Annotated in this window: 17 protein-coding genes; 8 read left to right on the forward strand and 9 right to left on the reverse strand. The window is 73.1% G+C overall.

Going from position 1 to position 17,569, the window contains the following annotated elements; translation table 11 throughout:
* Positions 1–18: 18 nt before the first annotated feature.
* From GA0070608_RS30820 to GA0070608_RS30825, 3 genes are all read right to left on the reverse strand, one after another.
* A complete protein-coding gene (locus tag GA0070608_RS30820; RefSeq protein ID WP_091633481.1) occupies positions 19–777 on the reverse strand; it encodes an EcsC family protein in 759 nt (252 codons plus the stop codon).
* Between the two features lie 38 nt (positions 778–815).
* Positions 816–959 (reverse strand): hypothetical protein, encoded by a 144-nt coding sequence (locus GA0070608_RS32935; RefSeq protein WP_176733905.1) that lies wholly within the window; start codon positions 957–959, stop codon positions 816–818.
* Between the two features lie 103 nt (positions 960–1,062).
* Entirely contained in the window at positions 1,063–1,911 is an 849-nt protein-coding gene (locus GA0070608_RS30825; protein WP_091633484.1) for a peptidase M23, read from the reverse strand.
* 417 nt (positions 1,912–2,328) lie between these two features.
* On the opposite strand from GA0070608_RS30825, the gene GA0070608_RS30830 reads away from it, so the two are divergent.
* Genes GA0070608_RS30830 through GA0070608_RS30840 form a run of 3 tightly spaced genes read left to right on the forward strand, consistent with a single transcriptional unit; the run spans position 2,329 to position 4,427 of the window.
* The gene (locus tag GA0070608_RS30830; RefSeq protein WP_091633487.1) at positions 2,329–3,249 is read left to right on the forward strand and encodes a proteasome assembly chaperone family protein; all 921 of its coding nucleotides are present in this window, start codon (positions 2,329–2,331) and stop codon (positions 3,247–3,249) included.
* 37 nt (positions 3,250–3,286) lie between these two features.
* The gene (locus tag GA0070608_RS30835) at positions 3,287–4,084 is read left to right on the forward strand and encodes an exodeoxyribonuclease III (RefSeq protein WP_091633490.1); all 798 of its coding nucleotides are present in this window, start codon (positions 3,287–3,289) and stop codon (positions 4,082–4,084) included.
* A 28-nt stretch (positions 4,085–4,112) separates the two neighbouring features.
* Positions 4,113–4,427, forward strand: coding sequence for an antibiotic biosynthesis monooxygenase family protein (locus GA0070608_RS30840; RefSeq protein WP_091633493.1), 315 nt, complete (start codon positions 4,113–4,115; stop codon positions 4,425–4,427).
* A 142-nt stretch (positions 4,428–4,569) separates the two neighbouring features.
* On the opposite strand, the gene GA0070608_RS30845 is transcribed toward GA0070608_RS30840, so the two are convergent.
* Positions 4,570–5,247 carry a class F sortase gene (locus tag GA0070608_RS30845; protein ID WP_091633496.1) on the reverse strand — a complete coding sequence of 226 codons (678 nt, stop codon included), beginning with the start codon at positions 5,245–5,247 and terminating at the stop codon, positions 4,570–4,572.
* Between the two features lie 8 nt (positions 5,248–5,255).
* Positions 5,256–5,900 carry a hypothetical protein gene (locus tag GA0070608_RS30850; protein WP_091636609.1) on the reverse strand — a complete coding sequence of 215 codons (645 nt, stop codon included), beginning with the start codon at positions 5,898–5,900 and terminating at the stop codon, positions 5,256–5,258.
* A 140-nt stretch (positions 5,901–6,040) separates the two neighbouring features.
* Here GA0070608_RS30850 and trmB point away from each other — a divergent pair, with 140 nt between their 5' ends.
* The 5 genes from trmB to GA0070608_RS30875 all read left to right on the forward strand — a co-directional run bounded on the left by trmB (position 6,041) and on the right by GA0070608_RS30875 (position 13,350).
* Positions 6,041–6,757 carry a tRNA (guanosine(46)-N7)-methyltransferase TrmB gene (gene trmB, locus GA0070608_RS30855; RefSeq protein ID WP_091636606.1) on the forward strand — a complete coding sequence of 239 codons (717 nt, stop codon included), beginning with the start codon at positions 6,041–6,043 and terminating at the stop codon, positions 6,755–6,757.
* A 111-nt stretch (positions 6,758–6,868) separates the two neighbouring features.
* Entirely contained in the window at positions 6,869–9,373 is a 2,505-nt protein-coding gene (locus GA0070608_RS30860; protein WP_091633499.1) for a DEAD/DEAH box helicase, read from the forward strand.
* A gap of 233 nt (positions 9,374–9,606) precedes the next feature.
* Complete coding sequence (locus GA0070608_RS30865) at positions 9,607–10,251, forward strand: hypothetical protein (RefSeq protein ID WP_091633505.1); 645 nt, start codon at positions 9,607–9,609, stop codon at positions 10,249–10,251.
* A gap of 174 nt (positions 10,252–10,425) precedes the next feature.
* Complete coding sequence (locus tag GA0070608_RS30870) at positions 10,426–12,213, forward strand: hypothetical protein (RefSeq protein WP_245716032.1); 1,788 nt, start codon at positions 10,426–10,428, stop codon at positions 12,211–12,213.
* A 60-nt stretch (positions 12,214–12,273) separates the two neighbouring features.
* Positions 12,274–13,350, forward strand: coding sequence for a glycosyltransferase family 2 protein (locus tag GA0070608_RS30875; RefSeq protein ID WP_245716033.1), 1,077 nt, complete (start codon positions 12,274–12,276; stop codon positions 13,348–13,350).
* Positions 13,351–13,395: 45 nt separating this feature from the next.
* On the opposite strand, the gene GA0070608_RS30880 is transcribed toward GA0070608_RS30875, so the two are convergent.
* Genes GA0070608_RS30880 through GA0070608_RS30895 form a run of 4 tightly spaced genes read right to left on the reverse strand, consistent with a single transcriptional unit; the run spans position 13,396 to position 17,438 of the window.
* Positions 13,396–14,340 carry an ABC transporter substrate-binding protein gene (locus GA0070608_RS30880; protein WP_091633509.1) on the reverse strand — a complete coding sequence of 315 codons (945 nt, stop codon included), beginning with the start codon at positions 14,338–14,340 and terminating at the stop codon, positions 13,396–13,398.
* Entirely contained in the window at positions 14,340–15,278 is a 939-nt protein-coding gene (locus GA0070608_RS30885; protein WP_091633512.1) for an ABC transporter ATP-binding protein, read from the reverse strand. Before GA0070608_RS30885 ends, GA0070608_RS30880 begins: the two co-directional genes overlap by 1 nt.
* A gap of 25 nt (positions 15,279–15,303) precedes the next feature.
* Positions 15,304–16,395, reverse strand: coding sequence for a FecCD family ABC transporter permease (locus tag GA0070608_RS30890; RefSeq protein ID WP_245716034.1), 1,092 nt, complete (start codon positions 16,393–16,395; stop codon positions 15,304–15,306).
* Positions 16,392–17,438 (reverse strand): FecCD family ABC transporter permease, encoded by a 1,047-nt coding sequence (locus GA0070608_RS30895; RefSeq protein ID WP_091633517.1) that lies wholly within the window; start codon positions 17,436–17,438, stop codon positions 16,392–16,394. Before GA0070608_RS30895 ends, GA0070608_RS30890 begins: the two co-directional genes overlap by 4 nt.
* Between the last annotated feature and the right edge of the window lie 131 nt (positions 17,439–17,569).

Raw genomic sequence — 17,569 nt, forward strand, 5'->3', positions numbered from 1 at the left:
CGGCGAGGACGGTGCGGGTCAGGGACGGCGGGGTTCGGGGACGGCGGGTGTGCCGTACTGGCGGTAGAGGGCGCGGGAGCGCACGGCGAGATCCTTGGTGGCCGACGAGTTGGCCCAGGTGCCGAGGACGATCGCCGCACCGGGCACCACCTTGGCGAAGACCCGCTTCGCCGCGCGTACCCCGGCCATCTGGGCCAGGCGTACGCCGAGGCGCAGCATCACCTTGCCGAGCGGGTTCTGGCTGCCGCTGCCGAAGAGGGCACCGGCGCGCTCCCGGCCGGCGGCCACCCCGAGCGCGAGCCGGGCGCTCTCGGCGACCTTGTGCACCTTCTGCAACACCAGCAGGTCGGTGGCCCGGTCGCCGTGCTGCGGGTCGACGCCGTACGCGGCGGCGATGTGCAGCACCATCCGGGCCTGGGTCCAGGCGAGCACTCCGACGTCGATCACGGCGCCGGGCAGCCCGGCGGCGCCGGAGACCGCCCCGGAGAGCCGGGCGTGGTTGACGAACTTGCGTACCGCCTGCTCCGCCAGTGCCTCGGCGGAGGTCCCGGGCTGGCTGGCCCGGGCCCGCGCGGCCCACAGCGCCGCCTCCGGCCCCAGCCGGCGTACGGCCTCCAGGGCGAGGTGCTCCGGGGCGTACTGCGGATCCTCCCGCATCCGGTCCCAGAGCCTCAGCGGCGGCGCCTCGGTGGCCTCCTGTGTCGGTGCCGGAACCACGGCCGGCGGCTGCGGTACTCCGGCGGCGGGCTGGCCGTCGGTGGGCGCGGAATCGGTCACAGGGTCTCCCGGGGGTCGGAGAGGTCGTCGGTGACGGGTCAGCGGCGGTTCTGGAGCTTGGCCGCGAGGCCCTTCAGCTTCTGCTGGGTGCCGGGCTTGGCCAGCTCGCGCCGGCCGCGGTCGACCAACTGCTGCCCCTTGGGCGAGCGCAGGAAGGTGCTGATCTTCTGCATCAGAGACATGTCGTCCTCCAGTTGGTGGTGTCTGCTCCATGTGTACCTCGGAGTGACAACATGCGTACCCCGGTTGCCCGAACCGCAACCGTCCACTGTGGTCGACAGGAGCCTACTGCCCGGCCTTCAGGATCGCCCCGACGACCGTCGTGGCGCGTCCCTCGTGCTTGGCGTAGTGCTCCGGGTAGGCGGAGATCTGCACCGCCTGGGCGGCGTCGGTCAGCCGCATCTGCTGCCAGCCGGGCACCTGGGCCAGGGCGGCGAGGAACTGCCGGGTGGCGAACTCCGGGTCCATCAGCTGACCGACCTCGCCCCAGCCGCTGCTGGAACGCTGTTGGAACAGCCCGACCGAGTCGTGGTCCCACCCGATGCCCTGGTGCGGGTGGTTACGGGACTCCGGGAGCACCCCGCTGGCAACGTTGTAGAGGTTGCTCTCCTGCATCGCGGTGGCGACCGCGATCACCAGTGCGCGCCGGGGCATCTCCATCTCGCGCCCGGTCCGCACGATCGCCTGGGCGTTCTTCATCTGGGCCTTGTCGAGCCCGGCGACCGGAGCGGGGTCGACCGGCTTACGCGTGGTCTGCTTCGGCGCGGGGGTGGTGGTGTCCGGGTCGGCGGCGGCCCGGGTGGGACTGGCGGAGGCCGCGACGGGGACGCGCTCGGAGTCGCGGGAGGCCGGGTCCGGCTCGGCGCGCTCGGCGAGCGCGGAGGGGGCGGCGGCGGGGACCGCGTCGGGGGTCCCGTCCCCCCGCGCGACCTGGGCGACGGCGGCCAGTCCGAGGCAGCACAGCACGCCGGTGGCGAGGGCGATCCGGGCGCGGGCCGGGCCGCGCGTCAGCAGTTGGGCGTACGCCCCGGCGGAACGGAGGGAGGTTGGCCGGTCGTACGAGTGGGTATCGTCCGAACGGTCGATCGGGTCACCGGGGGTGATCTGGCGGTCGAGGGTGCGGTCGTCACGCATCAGCCGAGGCTAGGCAGGCCGACACGCCGATCACCTGAGGTGATCTATGGCTTTCCTCACGAATTGAACCCAGTCGGGTGGACGCCCCTGCCGCGCCGGGCAGCCCACGGGACGAACCTCGCGGACTGGTCAAACCTCCGGATCGCCCCGGCGTACCCCGCACGGCCGGAACGCGGACAATCCGCGACGCCCGGCCCATGATCGCCAAACTCCCCCGTTCGACCGATATCCTGGTCATCCTGACGGTCATCCTTCGTCGCCTGACGGTGGGCTTGCGGGCATACGCCCGATTACTGGTCACGGGACGGCCCCCGGCGGGGCGCGGCGAGGAATGCACGAGGATGGCGGGTACGTTCCCCGAACCGGGTGCCGTCCCCGCACGGCGACCCGTACGCACGACCAGGGAGGTCCGCACCGGTGCTCGACCCACACGAGCTCTACGAACTCACCGACGATCTGCCCGACCTCGGTCAGCCGGTCCTGATCCAGACCCTCACCGGTTTCGTCGACGCCGGCAGCTCCACCCGACTGGCCAGGGAGCAGTTACTCACCTCGCTGGAAGCCCAACCCATCGCCCGGTTCGACGTCGACCAGCTCTTCGACTACCGCTCGCGCCGCCCGGTGATGACCTTCGTCGAGGACCACTGGGAGTCGTACGACGCCCCGGCGCTGGAGCTGCACCTGCTGCGCGACGACGACGAGACCCCCTTCCTGCTACTCACCGGCCCGGAGCCGGACCTGCAGTGGGAGCGCTTCGTGGCCGCGGTGGCCGGGATCTCCACCCGGCTGGACGTCCGGCTCACCGTCGGGCTCAACTCGATCCCGATGGCGGTGCCGCACACCAGGGCCGCCGGGGTGACCGCTCATGCCACCCGCCCCGAGCTGATCGCCGGCTACGAGCCGTGGTTGCAGCGGGTGCAGGTGCCGGGCAGCGTCGGGCACCTGCTGGAGTACCGCCTCGGCGAACAGGGCCGCGACGCCCTCGGCTTCGCGGCCCACGTGCCGCACTACGTGGCGCAGACGGAATACCCGGCCGCCGCCGAGGTGCTGCTCGCCTCGGTGTCCCGCAGCACCGGGCTGCTGCTGCCCCGCGACGGGCTGCGCTCGGCGGCGGAGGTGGTCCGCGTGGAGATCGACCGGCAGGTCGCCCAGACCGACGACGCCGCCCAGCTGGTGCGGGCCCTGGAGGAGCAGTACGACGCGTTCGCGCGCGGCCGGGGCGAGAAGAACCTGCTCGCCGCCGAGGCCGGGCCGCTGCCCACCGCCGACGAGCTGGGCGCCGAACTGGAGCGGTTCCTGGCCGAGCAGACCCGCCCGGGCGACGCCCCGGGCAGCTGACGCGGCGGCGCGGCCCGCGATGGGGCAGGCTGGTCACATGCGCCTGGCGACCTGGAACGTGAACTCGGTGAAGGCCCGCCTGCCCCGACTGCTGGACTGGTTGGCCAACACCGGGCCGGACGTCGTCTGCCTCCAGGAGACGAAGTGCCCGGACGGGGCGTTCCCGGTGGCCGAGGTGGGCGAGCTGGGCTACACGGTGGCCAGCCACAGCGACGGCCGGTGGAACGGGGTGGCCGTCCTGTCCCGGGTCGGCCTGTCCGACGTGACGGTCGGCTTCCCCGGCGAGCCGGGCTTCCCCGATCCGGAGGCCCGGGCCATCTCGGCGACCTGCGACGGGGTCCGGGTCTGGTCGGTGTACGTGCCGAACGGCCGCGCCGTCGACGACCCGCACTACGCGTACAAGCTGGCCTGGTTCGCCGGGCTGCGGGACGCGCTGGAGGCGGAGCTGACCGGCGGCCTGCCGCTAACGGTCTGCGGCGACTTCAACGTGGCGCCCACCGACGCCGACGTCTGGGACCCGGCGCTGTTCACCCACTCCACGCACGTCACCCCGGCGGAGCGGGCAGCCCTCGCGGCGCTGCGCGACCTCGGGCTCAGCGACGTGGTGCCCACGCCGATGAAGGGCCCGCACCCGTTCACCTACTGGGACTACCGGGCGGGAATGTTCCACCAGAACAAGGGCATGCGGATCGACCTCGTGTACGCCTCGGCGCCGTTCGCCCGGACGGTCCGCTCGGCGTACGTCGACCGGGAGGCACGCAAGGGCAAGGGCCCCTCGGACCACGCGCCGATCGTGGTCGACGCCGACCTGGTTCCGGCGGTCGAGTCGTTCTGAGCCCCGGCGTCGTCGCTAGGGTGGAGCCATGGCAGTCGTGAAGATCAACGCAATCGACGTACCGGAAGGCGCGGGCGAGGAGCTGGAGAAGCGGTTCGCCGCCCGGGCCGGCGCGGTGGAGAACTCCCCCGGCTTCCTCGGCTTCGAGCTGCTGCGCCCGGTCGCCGGCGAGAACCGCTACTTCGTCTACACCCGCTGGGAGACCGAGGAGGCCTACCAGGCATGGGCCGCCGGCCCGTCGCGCACCGCCCACGCCGGGACGGGCGAGAAGCGTCCCCCGGTCGCCTCCAGCGCCAGCCTCCTGGAGTTCGAGGTCGTCCAGCAGGTCCCACCCCGCGCCTAACCCACCCCTCCCCCTCCCCCTCCCCGCCCCCTTTCGACACGTCGATCATGAGGTTGGCGGCGAAGTGGATCTCCCTGACCGCCGCCAACTTCATGATCACCGCGGCGGGAGCCGGAGCCAGGGGCCGGGTGCCCGGCCAGGGTCAGGGGGTGCGGGAGGAGATGAGGGTGGCGAAGGCGATGATGTTGTCGGCGTAGCCCGTCCGGCCGCCGAGCCAGTCGCCGCCGCAGGTGATCAGGCGCAGGCCGGCGGGGCCCTCGTCGCCGTAGACCCGCTCCGCCGGGAGCCGGTCCTTGGGGAAGTGCTCCACCGAGTCGACCCGGAACACCACGACCGAGTCGTCCGCCCGGGTCACCTCGACGGTGTCGCCCGGGCGCAGCTTGTGCAGGTCGTAGAAGACCGCCGGGCCACGCTTGGTGTCCACGTGCCCGACGATCACCGACGGGCCCGGCTCACCGGGGGTGGGGCCCCGGTCGTACCAGCCGGTCTCGTCGGCCCGCTCGATCGACGGGACGGCGATCGAGCCGTCCCGTGCCTGACCGACGGGAGCCACCGGGGCGGACACCTTGATCGCGGGCACCGACAGGCGCACCGGCCGACTGGCCGACAAGCCCCCGCGCTCGCTGCCGGCCGGCCGTTCCCGCCCCCCGCCGGCCGCCCAGTCGAACGGCCCGGCGGTGCGCCCGAGCCCCGCTCCGGTGGCGAAGACCCCGGCCAGCACCAGCACCACGGCCAGCGGCACCGACCAGGGCCGGCGGCCGGGCGGCCGTGTGCCACGGTCCGGCGCGGCGGTCGGCTGCGGGGCGGACGTGGTGGCCATGACCGGGCTCAGCGTCGGGTGGCGCCACGGGCGGTACGCGGGCGGCGCGCCGCCCGTACCGCGAGCACGATGCCGGTCACGATCAGGGCGACGCCGCCCGGAAGCAGGATCCCGCCGGTCACGCCGCCGCCGGAGCCCCCGCCGAACCCGGTCGCCGGGCCCCGACTGGGCTTCACGGTCTTGACGACCTGGAGCATGGTCGAGGCGGTCTCGCCGTCGCGGCACTCCAGCTTGATCCGGTAGTTGCCGGGCCGGGTGCGCTCGCGCACCATCGGCGCGGCGGTCAACCCGCCATGCTGCGGCTGCGCCTGCACCCGGCCGAAGGCGTCCGAGACCACGGTGGCGGGTACCGAGTTGTCCCGGCAGCTGGCCCGGATCCCGATCAGGAAGCCGGGCTCCACCGTGCTCGGGCTGACCTCGACGAAGACGCGCGACCCCGGCGGCCCCGGCTGGGGCGCGCCCACCGGCGCGGGCTCGGCCCCCCACCCGGAGGCGACCGCCCGGACGGTGGCCGGCACGACGACGGTGGCCGGCAGGGTGGCGGTGGTCGGCACGGTAGCGGTGGTCGGCAGGGTGGCGCGGGCGGGCTCGGCCGCGAACAGGGGGCTGACGACCACGGTCACGATCGCCAGCGCCAGACCGCCGCGGTGCACCGACACGACGCCCCCTCCCGGCGCGTTGGGGCAGTGCCGGGCAACCCAGAGACCCGGTCTGCCGTACGGGATGGATCCTCTCACCCCCGGGCGAACATCACATCCGATTCGGCGTGGTCGTCGCGTACGCTCAGGTCGTTGTGACCCTCACCGACTCCCCCACCGCCGCCGTCCCCGCGCCGCCCGCCGCCCGGACGATCCGGACCTTCCATCCGCGCCGTGGCCGGATGAGCAGCCGCCAGACCGACGCCCTGGACCAGCTCTGGCCGGTCTACGGCCTGCGCGTCCCGGAGCAGCCCGGTACGCCGGTGGACCTGGCCGGCCTGTTCGCCCGCCGGGCCCCGCTGGTGCTGGAGATCGGCTCCGGGATGGGCGACACCACGGCCGAGATGGCCGCCGCCGACCCGGACCGAGACTATCTGGCGGTCGAGGTGCACACGCCCGGAATCGCCAACCTGTTGGACCTGCTGGACCGGCACGCCCTGCGCAACGTTCGGGTGGCGCAGGGCGACGCCCTGGACCTGGTCGCGGGCCTGCCGGCGGGAGCGCTGGACGCCGTGCACATCTTCTTCCCCGACCCCTGGCCCAAGTCCCGGCACCACAAGCGGCGGATCATCCAGCCGGCCCACGTCGCGCTGTTGCGCTCCCGGCTGGCGCCCGGCGGCACTTTGCACTGCGCCACCGACTGGGCCGAGTACGCCGAGGCGATGCGGGTGACCCTGGACGCCGACCCGGGGCTGGTCAACGCCCATGACGGCTTCGCACCTCGGCCCGCCCACCGCCCGGTGACCAAGTTCGAGCGCCGGGCCCTGCGAGCGGATCGGCCGATCTTCGACCTCATTTACCGCCGGACGTGAAAGGAGGGCACCCTGTTGACGGATTCCGTTGTACAGGGCGCCCTTCCTGACACCTCGTCCGCAGCGGCCGGTTGGCGCTCGGGGGCATCCGCCAGGCACCATGGACGAGCTATGACGCTCACCGCCGCGCTGCCGACAAGCGCCGACCCCGACACCCTCTTCGACGCGTTCGCCGGCTGGGCGAAGGAGCGCGGCCTCGACCTCTACTCCCACCAGGAGGAGGCGGTCATCGAGATCGTCTCCGGCGCCAACGTGATCATGAACACGCCGACCGGCTCCGGCAAGAGCCTGGTCGCGATCGCGGCGCACTTCGCGGCCCTGGCCGACGACCGGACGACCTTCTACACCGCCCCGATCAAGGCGCTGGTGTCGGAGAAGTTCTTCGCCCTCTGCGAGGTCTTCGGCGCCGACAACGTCGGCATGCTGACCGGCGACGCCAGCGTCAACGCCGACGCCCCGATCATCTGCTGCACCGCCGAGATCCTGGCCAACCTCGCGCTGCGCGAGGGCGACCGCGCCGACGTCGGCCAGGTCGTCATGGACGAGTTCCACTTCTATGCCGAGCCGGACCGCGGCTGGGCGTGGCAGGTGCCGATCGTCGAACTGCCGCAGGCCCAGTTCATCCTGATGTCCGCCACGCTGGGCGACACCACCCGCTTCGTCGACGACCTGACCCGGCGTACCAGCCGGCCCACCGCCGTCGTCCGCTCCGCCGAGCGGCCGGTCCCGCTCATCTTCTCGTACGCGACGACGCCGATGCACGAGACGCTCGAGGAGCTGCTCGAGACGAAGCAGGCACCCGTCTACGTCGTGCACTTCACCCAGGCCGCCGCCCTGGAACGCGCCCAGGCCCTGATGAGCGTCAACGTCTGCACCCGCGCCGAGAAGGACATGATCGCCACCGCGATCGGCAACTTCCGGTTCACCTCCGGCTTCGGCAAGACCCTGACCCGGCTGGTCCGGCACGGCATCGGCGTGCACCACGCCGGGATGCTGCCCAAGTACCGCCGGCTGGTCGAGACCCTGGCCCAGGCCGGCCTGCTCAAGGTCATCTGCGGCACCGACACCCTCGGCGTCGGCATCAACGTGCCGATCCGCACCGTGCTCTTCACCGGCCTGTCCAAGTACGACGGGGTACGTACCCGGCTGCTCAAGAACCGCGAGTTCCACCAGATCGCCGGCCGGGCCGGGCGGGCCGGCTTCGACACCGTCGGCCGGGTCGTCGTGCAGGCCCCCGAGCACGTCATCGAGAACGAGAAGGCGCTGGCGAAGGCTGGCGACGACCCGAAGAAGCGGCGCAAGGTGGTGCGCAAGAAGCCGCCGGAGGGGTCGATCGGCTGGGGGAGGCCCACCTTCGACCGCCTGGTCGAGGCCGAGCCGGAGCCGCTCACCTCCAGCTTCCAGGTCAGCCACTCGATGCTGCTCAACGTCATCGGCCGCCCCGGCGACGCGTTCGCCGCCATGCGGCACCTGCTCACCGACAACCACGAGGACGCCGCCGCCCAGCGCCGGCACATCCGGCGCGCCATCGCCATCTACCGGGCGCTGCGCGCCGGTGGGGTCGTCGAGCAGCTCGACGAGCCCGACGAGACCGGGCGGCGGGTCCGCCTCACCGTCGACCTCCAGCTCGACTTCGCCCTCAACCAGCCGCTCTCCCCGCTGGCACTGGCCACGATCGAGCTGCTCGACGTCGAGTCCCCCTCGTACGCCCTCGACGTGCTCTCGGTGATCGAGTCGATCCTGGACGACCCGCGCCAGGTGCTCTCCGCGCAGCAGTTCAAGGCCCGCGGCGAGGCGGTCGCCGCGATGAAGGCCGAGGGCATCGAGTACGAGGCCCGCCTCGAACTCCTCGACGCGGTGACCCACCCGAAGCCCCTCGCGGAACTGCTGGACGCGGCGTACGAGATGTACCGGCAGGGGCATCCCTGGGTGGCAGACCATCAGCTCTCCCCCAAGTCCGTCGTCCGTGACATGTACGAGCGGGCGATGACCTTCACCGAGTTCGTGCAGTTCTACGGGCTGACCCGCTCCGAGGGTCTCGTGCTGCGCTACCTCGCCGACGCGTACAAGACGCTGCGGCAGACGGTGCCCGAGGACGCCAAGACCGAGGAGCTGATCGACCTCATCGAGTGGCTCGGCGAGCTGGTCCGGCAGGTCGACTCCAGCCTCATCGACGAGTGGGAACGGCTGCGCAACCCCACCGACGCCGCCGAGGCCGCCGAGGCGCTGGACGACCGCGTGCCGGCGGTCACCCGCAACGCCCGCGCGTTCCGGGTGCTGGTGCGCAACGCCCTGTTCCGCCGGGTCGAGCTGGCCGCCCTGCGCCGCTGGTACGACCTCGGCGAGCTGGATGCCGCGTCGGGCTGGGACGCGGACGCCTGGGCCGCGGCTCTGGAGCCGTACTTCGAGGCGTACGGGGAGATCGGGGTGGGTCCGGACGCGCGTGGGCCGGCGCTGCTCATGATCGAGCAGGGTCGGGAGCGGTGGACGGTCCGGCAGATCCTCGACGACCCCGATGAGGACCACGACTGGGGGATCAGCGCCGAGATCGACCTCGCGGCCTCCGACGAGGCGGGCTCGGCGGTCGTCCGGATCACCTCGGTCGGGCAACTCTAGGAACCACCACGACTGCGGGGGGCCGATCCGGCCCCCCGCAGTCGTTCCACTCCCCTGACGAGCACGGGGCTGCTGGACCGCCCGCCTCGAATCCCGGCTGTCCGGTCACCGCGGTGACCGGTGTCGCGACGCCTCCGAACGTGCCGGGACTGCCTCCTCCAAACCCTGGGAGATGTCACACCCGTCGATTAGAATGTGTGTACTAATCGAGGCCCTGACCTGGGAGGACGCCCGTGACCACGCCCGCCTCCGCGCCGCCCACCCCCTACGCCACCCTGCTCGGCTTCACCCGCTACGTCGACCGCACCGGCCCGACGAAGGCCACCTTCGTCGGGGGCCTGCGCAAGCAGCGGGCCAGCCGCTCCGGCTTCAACCCGCACAGCCAGTTCGTCAAGGCACTCAAGGCCGACATCGCCTTCCACACCGGCGGCACTCACCTCGACCAGGTGGTCGACGTGGTCAAGCCCCGCTGGCGCCCGCTCTACCAGGCCCTCGTTCCCGGCGCGACGGCCTGGCTGCACTCACTCGGCGAGCCGAGGGCCGTCGACCTCGCCCAGACCCGCGACGCGCTCGCGATGCTCGGTGACCTGCCCGTCAAGATCAACCCCCACTTCGGCGTACGCCACGCCGACGGCCGCGTCGAGGCCGTCCGGCTGCACTTCGACGAGGCCCCGCCCAGCGAGGAGGCGACGCTCGCCACCCTGCACCTGATGACCCGACACATGGACGGGGTGCTCCCGCACGCCGAGCCGGTCCTGGTCGACATCCGCCGCGGTGAGGCGCACCGGATGCCCTCCGGTGCCCGCCCCGAGCAGATCGAGCGCTGGCTGGCCGGCGAGGCGGCGGCCTTCCGGGCCATCTGGGCCACCGCCGCCTGATCCCTCCCAGCACCCACCCGCCCCGCTCGCCCGGTCCGGCCGACATGGCCGGGCCGGGCCCCAACCGGGATCCTCGAAAGCCGCCGGCCCGGCCGGGTCGACGGACACGCCCAGAAGCCCACATCCCGGGCGGCGGATCGACACGACGACCAGCATCGTGAATCATCTATCTTCATGACCACCGGGTCCACGGACGCCCGACCGCCCGCCGAGATCACCGACCACGACCAGGGTCCCGCCGTCACCGGTGACCCCGGCGGACGGGACCGGTGGCGCTGGCTGCGACACGAATGGACGCTGGTGGTGCTCGGCGGGCTGCTGCTGGCGGTGCTGCTCACCTGGCCGACGATGCGACATCCGGCGAGCACGGTCCCCGGCGACATCGGCGACCCCACCCTGCAGGCGTGGCAGGTGGCCTGGGCCGGGCACGCCGTGTTCACCGACCCGGCCGGCCTCTGGCACTCGAACACGTTCTTTCCCGAGAGATACACGTACGCCTACAGCGACACCCTGCTCGGGTACGCCCCGATCGGGATGCTCGGCTCGGGCTTCGAGGCCGCCCTGGTCCGCTACAACGTGCTGTACGTGCTGGTGCACGCGTTGGCGTTCGTCGGGGCGTACGCGCTGGTCCGGCAGCTCGGGGCGGGCCGGCTGGGCGGAGTGGTCGCCGGGGTCGCGTGGGCGTACGCACCCTGGCGGCTGGCGCACGCCGGTCACCTGAACATCCTGTCCAGCGGCGGGATCGCGTTGTGCCTGGCGATGCTGGCCCGGGGCCACGGCTGGTCGTTGCGGCACGGATACCGGCCCGAACGACGGCGGCCGGGCTGGGCGCTGGCGGGGTGGCTGGTTGCCGCCTGGCAGATCAGCCTGGGCTTCGGCATCGGGCTGCCACTGGTGTACTTCCTGCTGGCCGCCGTGCTGGTCGGGGCCGGCGGCTACGGCTGGTCGTGGTGGCGGCGTGGGCGACGGCCCGCGTTCGGCCGGCGGTTGCTGGTCGCGGACCTGGCCGGCGGGGCCGTCTTCGGCGCGGTGACGCTGCTGCTCGGCCTGGTCTACCTGCGGGTCGTCGACCTCAATCCGCAGGCCGAGCGGTCGCTGGCCTGGACGGAGATGTTCTCGCCGCCGCTGATCGGGTTCGCCACCGCGCCAGCCGACTCGTGGCTCTGGGGCGAGCGGCACGCGGCGGCCCGGGAGCAGCTCTCCTGGCCGCCGGAGATGGCGTTGCTGCCCGGGATGGCGCTGCTCGCGTTGGCCGCGGCGGGGCTGTTCGTCTCGGTCTATCCGGCCCGGCACCGGGTCGCGTTGGGGCTCGGCGTGCTCGGCACGGTGCTGCTGGGTCTGGGCGCCACCCTCGGTGGCGATGGCGACCCGGGCTACCTGACCCTGTCGAAGCACCTGCCGGGCTGGGACGCGCTGCGGACGCCGGGCCGGATGATGCACTGGACCAGCCTGCTGATGGCACTGCTGGCGGCGGGCACGCTGACGGTGTTCGCCAGGTCGGTGCGGCGGTGGTCGACCCGCGGCTGGGCCAGGCTCCTGGCGCCGGTGGTCCTGCTGGTGCCGCTGGCCGTGGTCGGGCTGGAGGGGGTCAACCGGACGGCGCATCCGGTGGTGCCGCCACCACCGGCCGCGATGCGTGCGGCGGCGGAGCCGATGCTGGTGCTGCCCGCCGGCGGCGCCGTCGACCTGATCTTCATGCTGTGGACGACCGACGGGTTCCCCCGGGTGACGAACGGGCTGGGCGGGTTCGAGCCGGTCACCCAGGCACAGACCCGGGCCGCCACGGCAGCCTTCCCCGATCCGGGCAGTGTGGCGTACCTGCGCGGCATCGGGGTGCGGTCCGTGGTGGCCCTGCCGGGCTGGGCCGCCGGGACGCCATGGGAGGGCATCGCGGACCGGCCGTTCGACGGGCTGGGCATCACCCGGGAGGAGATCGATGGTGTGCTGGTCTACCGTCTGTGACCGGGCCCGCGCCGCTCGGCGTGGCGCGGGTCGGGGATCCTCGGGCCCGGGCCGGGCGGGGTGACGGACGTGCGTCTGTCGGTGGTGGTGCCCTGTTTCAACGAGGAGGCCTCGGTGGAGCGGTTGCACACGGCGGTGACCGCCGCGGTCGCGGAACTGTCCGACGTCGACATCGAGGTGGTGTACGTCGACGACGGCAGCTCCGACGACACCCTCGTGGCACTGCGTCGGCTCGCCGCCGCCGACCCCTGCGTGCGGTACACGTCGCTGAGCCGGAACTTCGGCAAGGAGGCGGCGATGCTGGCCGGACTGAAGCGGGCCACCGGGGACGCGGTCGTCATCATGGACGCCGATCTCCAGCATCCGCCCCGGCTGCTGCCCGAGATGGTGGCGTTGTACCGGCAGGGTTTCGACCAGGTGATCGCCCGCCGGGACCGGCGTGGCGACCGGTTCGTACGGATGCTGGCCTCGCGGTCCTTCTACCGGGTGGTCAACTGGTGGATCGACGTACGCCTGCTGGACGGGGCGGGTGACTTCCGGCTGCTGTCCCGGCTCGCGGTGGACGCGGTGCTGGCGATGCCGGAGTACAACCGGTTCTCGAAGGGGTTGTTCTCCTGGATCGGGTTCAGGACGGTGGTGGTCGCGCACGCCAACGAGACCCGTCAGACGGGCCGGAGCAGGTGGACGTTCGGCAAGCTGTTCAACTACGCGTTCGACGGGCTGCTGTCGTTCAACAACCGGCCGCTGCGGCTGGCGATCTACGGCGGCCTGTTCCTCACCCTGATCGCGGTGGTGTACATGGCCTGGGTGGTCGCCGACGCCGTCAGCAAGGGAATCGACGTTCCCGGCTACACCACCATCATCGTCAGCGTGATCGGTCTCGGTGGCATCCAGATGACGATCCTGGGCGTGATCGGGGAGTACATCGGCCGGATCTACTACGAGGCCAAGCGTCGGCCGCACTACCTGGTCCAGGAGACCGAGGACCTGGTGACGGAGAGCGGGAAGGCGCCCCGGGTGCCGGACCAGCCGGCGGTGCGGCGGGCGAACCGGCAGGACGCGGCCCGAACCGCCAGGATCCGCGCGACGTCCGGGCGGGGGCCGGTTCGACGGGTCGTCGAGCGGCGCCTTCGGTGACGTTGCGCGGATCCTGAGTGGTGTGCCGGGTCCCGGGGGGCCGGCTCAGGCGGTGAGGTACTTCTCCAGGTCGTCGAGGATCCTGTTGGCGGCGCCGACGCCGATGCCGGTCATCCAGATCTCGTCGGAGACGATGTGCGTCTTGCCCGCCTTGACCGCCGACAGCCCCTTCCAGAGCGTCCCGCCGGTGACCTTGGCCTGCTCGGCGGCGGACTTCTCGCCGTACGCCGTCACGAAGATGACGTCACCGTCGGCCTCGCTGATCCGCTCCGGGCTGACCCGGTCCATCCGCCGGTCCTCCTTGCCGGTGAGCTGCTGCCGCTCGGGGCGGCCCAGCCCGGTGTCGCCGAGGACGATGCCGGAGAACGAGTCCGGGCCGTACACCCGGATCTCGGTCGGCATGAAGCGCACGATGGAGACCTTGCGCGTGGCGGCGTCGCCGAGCTTGCCGCCGAACTCCCTGGCCCGGGTCTCGTACGCGGTGAGCAGGTCCTTGGCCTGCTGCTCCTTGCCGAGCGCCTTGCCGTCGAAGAGGAAGTTCTCCTTCCAGGTGATGCCGACCTTCTCGGTGAAGACGGTCGGCGCGATGGCGGCCAGCTCGTCGTAGAACTTCTCCTGGCGGAACTTGCTGCCCAGGATCAGGTCCGGCTTGAGGGCGTTGATGGCCTCCAGGTCGGGCTCGGTGAGCACCCCGACCTCCTTGATGCCGGCGAGCTTCTCCTCGCCGAAGTAGGTCGGCCAGCTCCTCGCCTCGCCGGCGGTGGCGGCACCGACCGGTGTGACGCCGAGGGACAGCGCGGTGTCGATCTTGTCTGTGTCGAGCACGACGACCCGCTTGGGTTCCGCCGGCACCTTGGTGGTGCCCATGGCGTGGGTGATCTCCCGGGTCTCCCCGGTGGTGGTGTCGGCAACCGGGTCACTCTCACCACAGGCGGTGAGACCGACGCCGAGGGCCAGCGCCGCGGTGAGGGCGACGGCGAGACGACGCATCAGATTCCTTTCGAAGGGTACGAGCCGGTCAGCGGCATCGCCGCGGGACCGGCGGAGGGGCGGGGCGCCGGTGTCGGCGCCCCCGCCGGAGCAGGGCCGACGGAGTCGGCCGCGTCAGCGGAGCCAGCCGGGTCGGCCGCGTCGGACGGCCGGGCCAGCGAGGGGCTGGTGAGCCCGGGCACCACCAGGGGCGCCCCGGTCACCGGGCAGGGCACGACCACGCAGTCGAGACCGAAGACGTCCCGGACCAGGTCGGCGGTGAGGATCTCCCGGGGCGGCCCGGCGGCCACCACGGCGCCGGAACGCATCGCGATCAGGTGGTCGGCGTACCGGGCGGCCTGGTTGAGGTCGTGCAGCACGGCGACGACCGTGCGACCCCGCTCGACGCGCAGCCGGTGCAGCAGGTCCAGCACCTCCACCTGGTGGGCGAGGTCGAGGAAGGTGGTCGGCTCGTCCAGCAGCAGCGCCTCGGTGTCCTGGGCGAGGGTCATGGCGATCCAGACGCGCTGCCGCTGACCGCCGGAGAGGGTGTCCACCGGCCGGTCGGCCAGCCCGGCCACGTCGGCGAGTGTCATCGCCCGCTCGACCGCGGTGCCGTCCTCCTCCGACCACTGCCGCCACCAGCGTTGGTACGGCTGCCGGCCCCGGCCGACCAGGTCGGCGACGGTCACCCCCTCCGGCACCAGCGGGCTCTGCGGGAGCACGCCGAGCCGGCGGGCGACCTCGCGGGTCGGCAGCTCCCGGATGGCGGTGCCGTCCAGCAGCACGGCGCCGCGCCGGGGGGTGAGCAGCCGGGCCATGGTGCGCAGCAGGGTGGACTTGCCGCAGGCGTTGGGCCCGACGATCACCGTGAACGCGTCGCCGGGCAGCTCCAGGTCGAGCCCGTCCAGCACGGTCCGCTCGTCGTAGCCGGCGACCAGGTCGCGGGTGGAGAGCATCACGCCTCCTTGCCAGGGTGGGACATCACGAGGACCGCCGCCGACCGCGGAGCAGCAGGAAGATCAGGTACGGGCCGCCGATGGCGGCGGTCAGCACGCCGGCGGGCAGCTGGGTGGGGGCGAACAGCCGCCGGCCACCCAGGTCGGCCAGCACCAGCAGCAGCGCCCCGAGCAACGCGGCGCAGAGCAGCGGCGGGCGCTCGGCGCGGACCAGCCGGCGGGCCAGTTGCGGGGCGACCAGGGCGACGAAGTCCACCGCGCCCACCTGGGCGGTGACCATCGCGGCGGCCAGCACCCCGGTGCCGGCGAGGCCGACCCGGCGGGCCACCGGGCGCAGGCCGATCCCCCGCGCGGTGTCGTCGTCCAGGGCGGTGCTGTTCAGCGCCCAGCCGGCCCAGGCCAGCACCGGCAGGAGCGCGGCCAGGGTGAGGGCGATCCACAGGCTCTCGGTCCAACCCTTGCCGGCGAGCGTGCCGATCAGCCAGATCTGCGCGCGCAGCCCGTCGATCGGGTCGGCGGTGAGCATGACCACCTCGGTCAGGGCCCGCAGCGCGAAGGCGACCGCCACCCCGGCGAGCACGAAGCGCTGGGCGGCCAGCCCGTGCCGGGCGCCGAGGACGAACAGCAGCACGGCGGCGACCAGCCCGCCGACCAGCGCGGCCGGCGCCACCAGCACGGCGGCGGCACCGGTGGTCAGGGCCACCGTCGCGGCGAGCCCGGCGCCCTGGGTGATGCCGACGACGTCGGGGCTGGCGAGCGGGTTACGGGCCACGCTCTGGATCAGCGTGCCGGCCACCCCGAAGGCCGCGCCGGCCACCGCCGCCAGCACCAGCCGGGGCAACCGCAGGTCGAGCACCACCAGGTCGTACGGGGTGCCGGCGCCGGAGAGCGCGCGCAGCACGTCGACCGGGGCCACGTACGGGGTACCCAGGGAGAGGCTGAGCAGCCCGGCGGCCAGTAGCAGCACGACCAGCGTGGCGGCGACCAGCACCGAGCGGCGGCGGACCTGCACGTTGACCGGGCCGATCCGCAGCAGCGAACGCCCGGGCAGCGCGGTGACGCCCACCCGGGGGCGACCCGTCGGCCGTTCGGTGACCGGGGTGGCGGGGGCGGTCACGCCGTCACCACCTTCGCGCGGCGGACCAGGAAGGCCAGCAGCGGGGCGCCGATCAGCGCGGTGACGATGCCCGCGGGCACCTCCCCGGGCGGGGCGACGAGCCGGCCGACGACGTCGGCGCCGAGCAGCAGCGCGGGCCCGAGCAGCGCGGAGACCGCCAGGGTCCAGCGGTGGTCAGCCCCGACCAGGGCACGGGCCAGGTGCGGCACCGCCAGCCCGACGAACGCGATCGGCCCGGCCGCGGCGACGGCCGCCCCGGTGAGCAGCACCGCGGCGATACCGCCGCCGATGCGGACCAGCCCGATCCGGTGCCCGAGGCCCCGGGCCACGTCGTCGCCGAGGGCGAGCGCGTCCAGGCCCCGGGCGACCAGCGCGGCCAGGACCAGTCCGGCGAGCACGAACGGCAGCACCTGGGTGGCCACCGCGAGGTCCCGGCCGGTCAGCCCCCCGACCACCCAGAACCGGTACTCCTCGAAGGTGCGGGCGTCCATGCTGAGCAGCGCGTACACCATGGAGGCGAGACTGGCGTCGAGGGCCGCGCCGACCAGCGCGAGGGTGACCGGGCTGGCGCCCTCGCGGGCCTTGGCGGCGACGGCGAAGACCAGCACTCCGGCGCCGAGCGCGCCGCCGATGCCGAACCAGACGTACCCGGCCAGCGTGCTCACGCCGAAGACGGAGATGGCCAGCACCACGCCGACCGAGGCGCCGGCGCTGATGCCGAGGATCCGCGGTTCGGCCAGCGGGTTGCGGGTGAGCGCCTGGAAGAGAACCCCGGCGACGGCGAGCGCCAGCCCGACGGCGAGGCCCAGCGCGGTACGCGGCATCCGCAGTTCCCGCACGATCGTGGTGGCATCGCCGCCGTCCGGGGCGACCAGCGCGCGCCACACCTCGTCGACGGCCAGCGCCCGGCTGCCGAGCGCGAAGCTCGCCAGTACGGCCAGCAGCAGCACCAGCGCGGCGGCCACGGTGACCGCGAACCTACGGCCGCCACGAGCCCGGGGCCGGGCACCGGCCGGGGCCGGGCGGGTGGCGAGGGTGGTCACGAGGCTCCTGCACGTTCAGGCTTAGGGTCGCCTTACCTTAGCGGAGCGCCCTGGCCGAGCCTAACTCGCGGTTGTCGATCCGATCGACGCTGACCAGGGCGGACAGCGTCGGATGCCGGGCGACGGCGGCC

The sequence above is a fragment of the Micromonospora peucetia genome (assembly GCF_900091625.1).
Taxonomy (GTDB): domain Bacteria; phylum Actinomycetota; class Actinomycetes; order Mycobacteriales; family Micromonosporaceae; genus Micromonospora; species Micromonospora peucetia.

Bases quoted from the DNA above. Each gene is read 5' to 3' on its own strand.
- GA0070608_RS32935 (WP_176733905.1), bottom strand. From the start codon at position 959: ATGTCTCTGATGCAGAAGATCAGCACCTTCCTGCGCTCGCCCAAGGGG.
- GA0070608_RS30860 (WP_091633499.1), top strand. From the start codon at position 6,869: ATGACGCTCACCGCCGCGCTGCCGACAAGCGCCGACCCCGACACCCTC.
- GA0070608_RS30840 (WP_091633493.1), top strand. From the start codon at position 4,113: ATGGCAGTCGTGAAGATCAACGCAATCGACGTACCGGAAGGCGCGGGC.
- GA0070608_RS30880 (WP_091633509.1), bottom strand. From the start codon at position 14,340: ATGCGTCGTCTCGCCGTCGCCCTCACCGCGGCGCTGGCCCTCGGCGTC.
- GA0070608_RS30835 (WP_091633490.1), top strand. From the start codon at position 3,287: ATGCGCCTGGCGACCTGGAACGTGAACTCGGTGAAGGCCCGCCTGCCC.
- GA0070608_RS30885 (WP_091633512.1), bottom strand. From the start codon at position 15,278: ATGCTCTCCACCCGCGACCTGGTCGCCGGCTACGACGAGCGGACCGTG.
- GA0070608_RS30825 (WP_091633484.1), bottom strand. From the start codon at position 1,911: ATGCGTGACGACCGCACCCTCGACCGCCAGATCACCCCCGGTGACCCG.
- GA0070608_RS30845 (WP_091633496.1), bottom strand. From the start codon at position 5,247: ATGGCCACCACGTCCGCCCCGCAGCCGACCGCCGCGCCGGACCGTGGC.
- GA0070608_RS30870 (WP_245716032.1), top strand. From the start codon at position 10,426: ATGACCACCGGGTCCACGGACGCCCGACCGCCCGCCGAGATCACCGAC.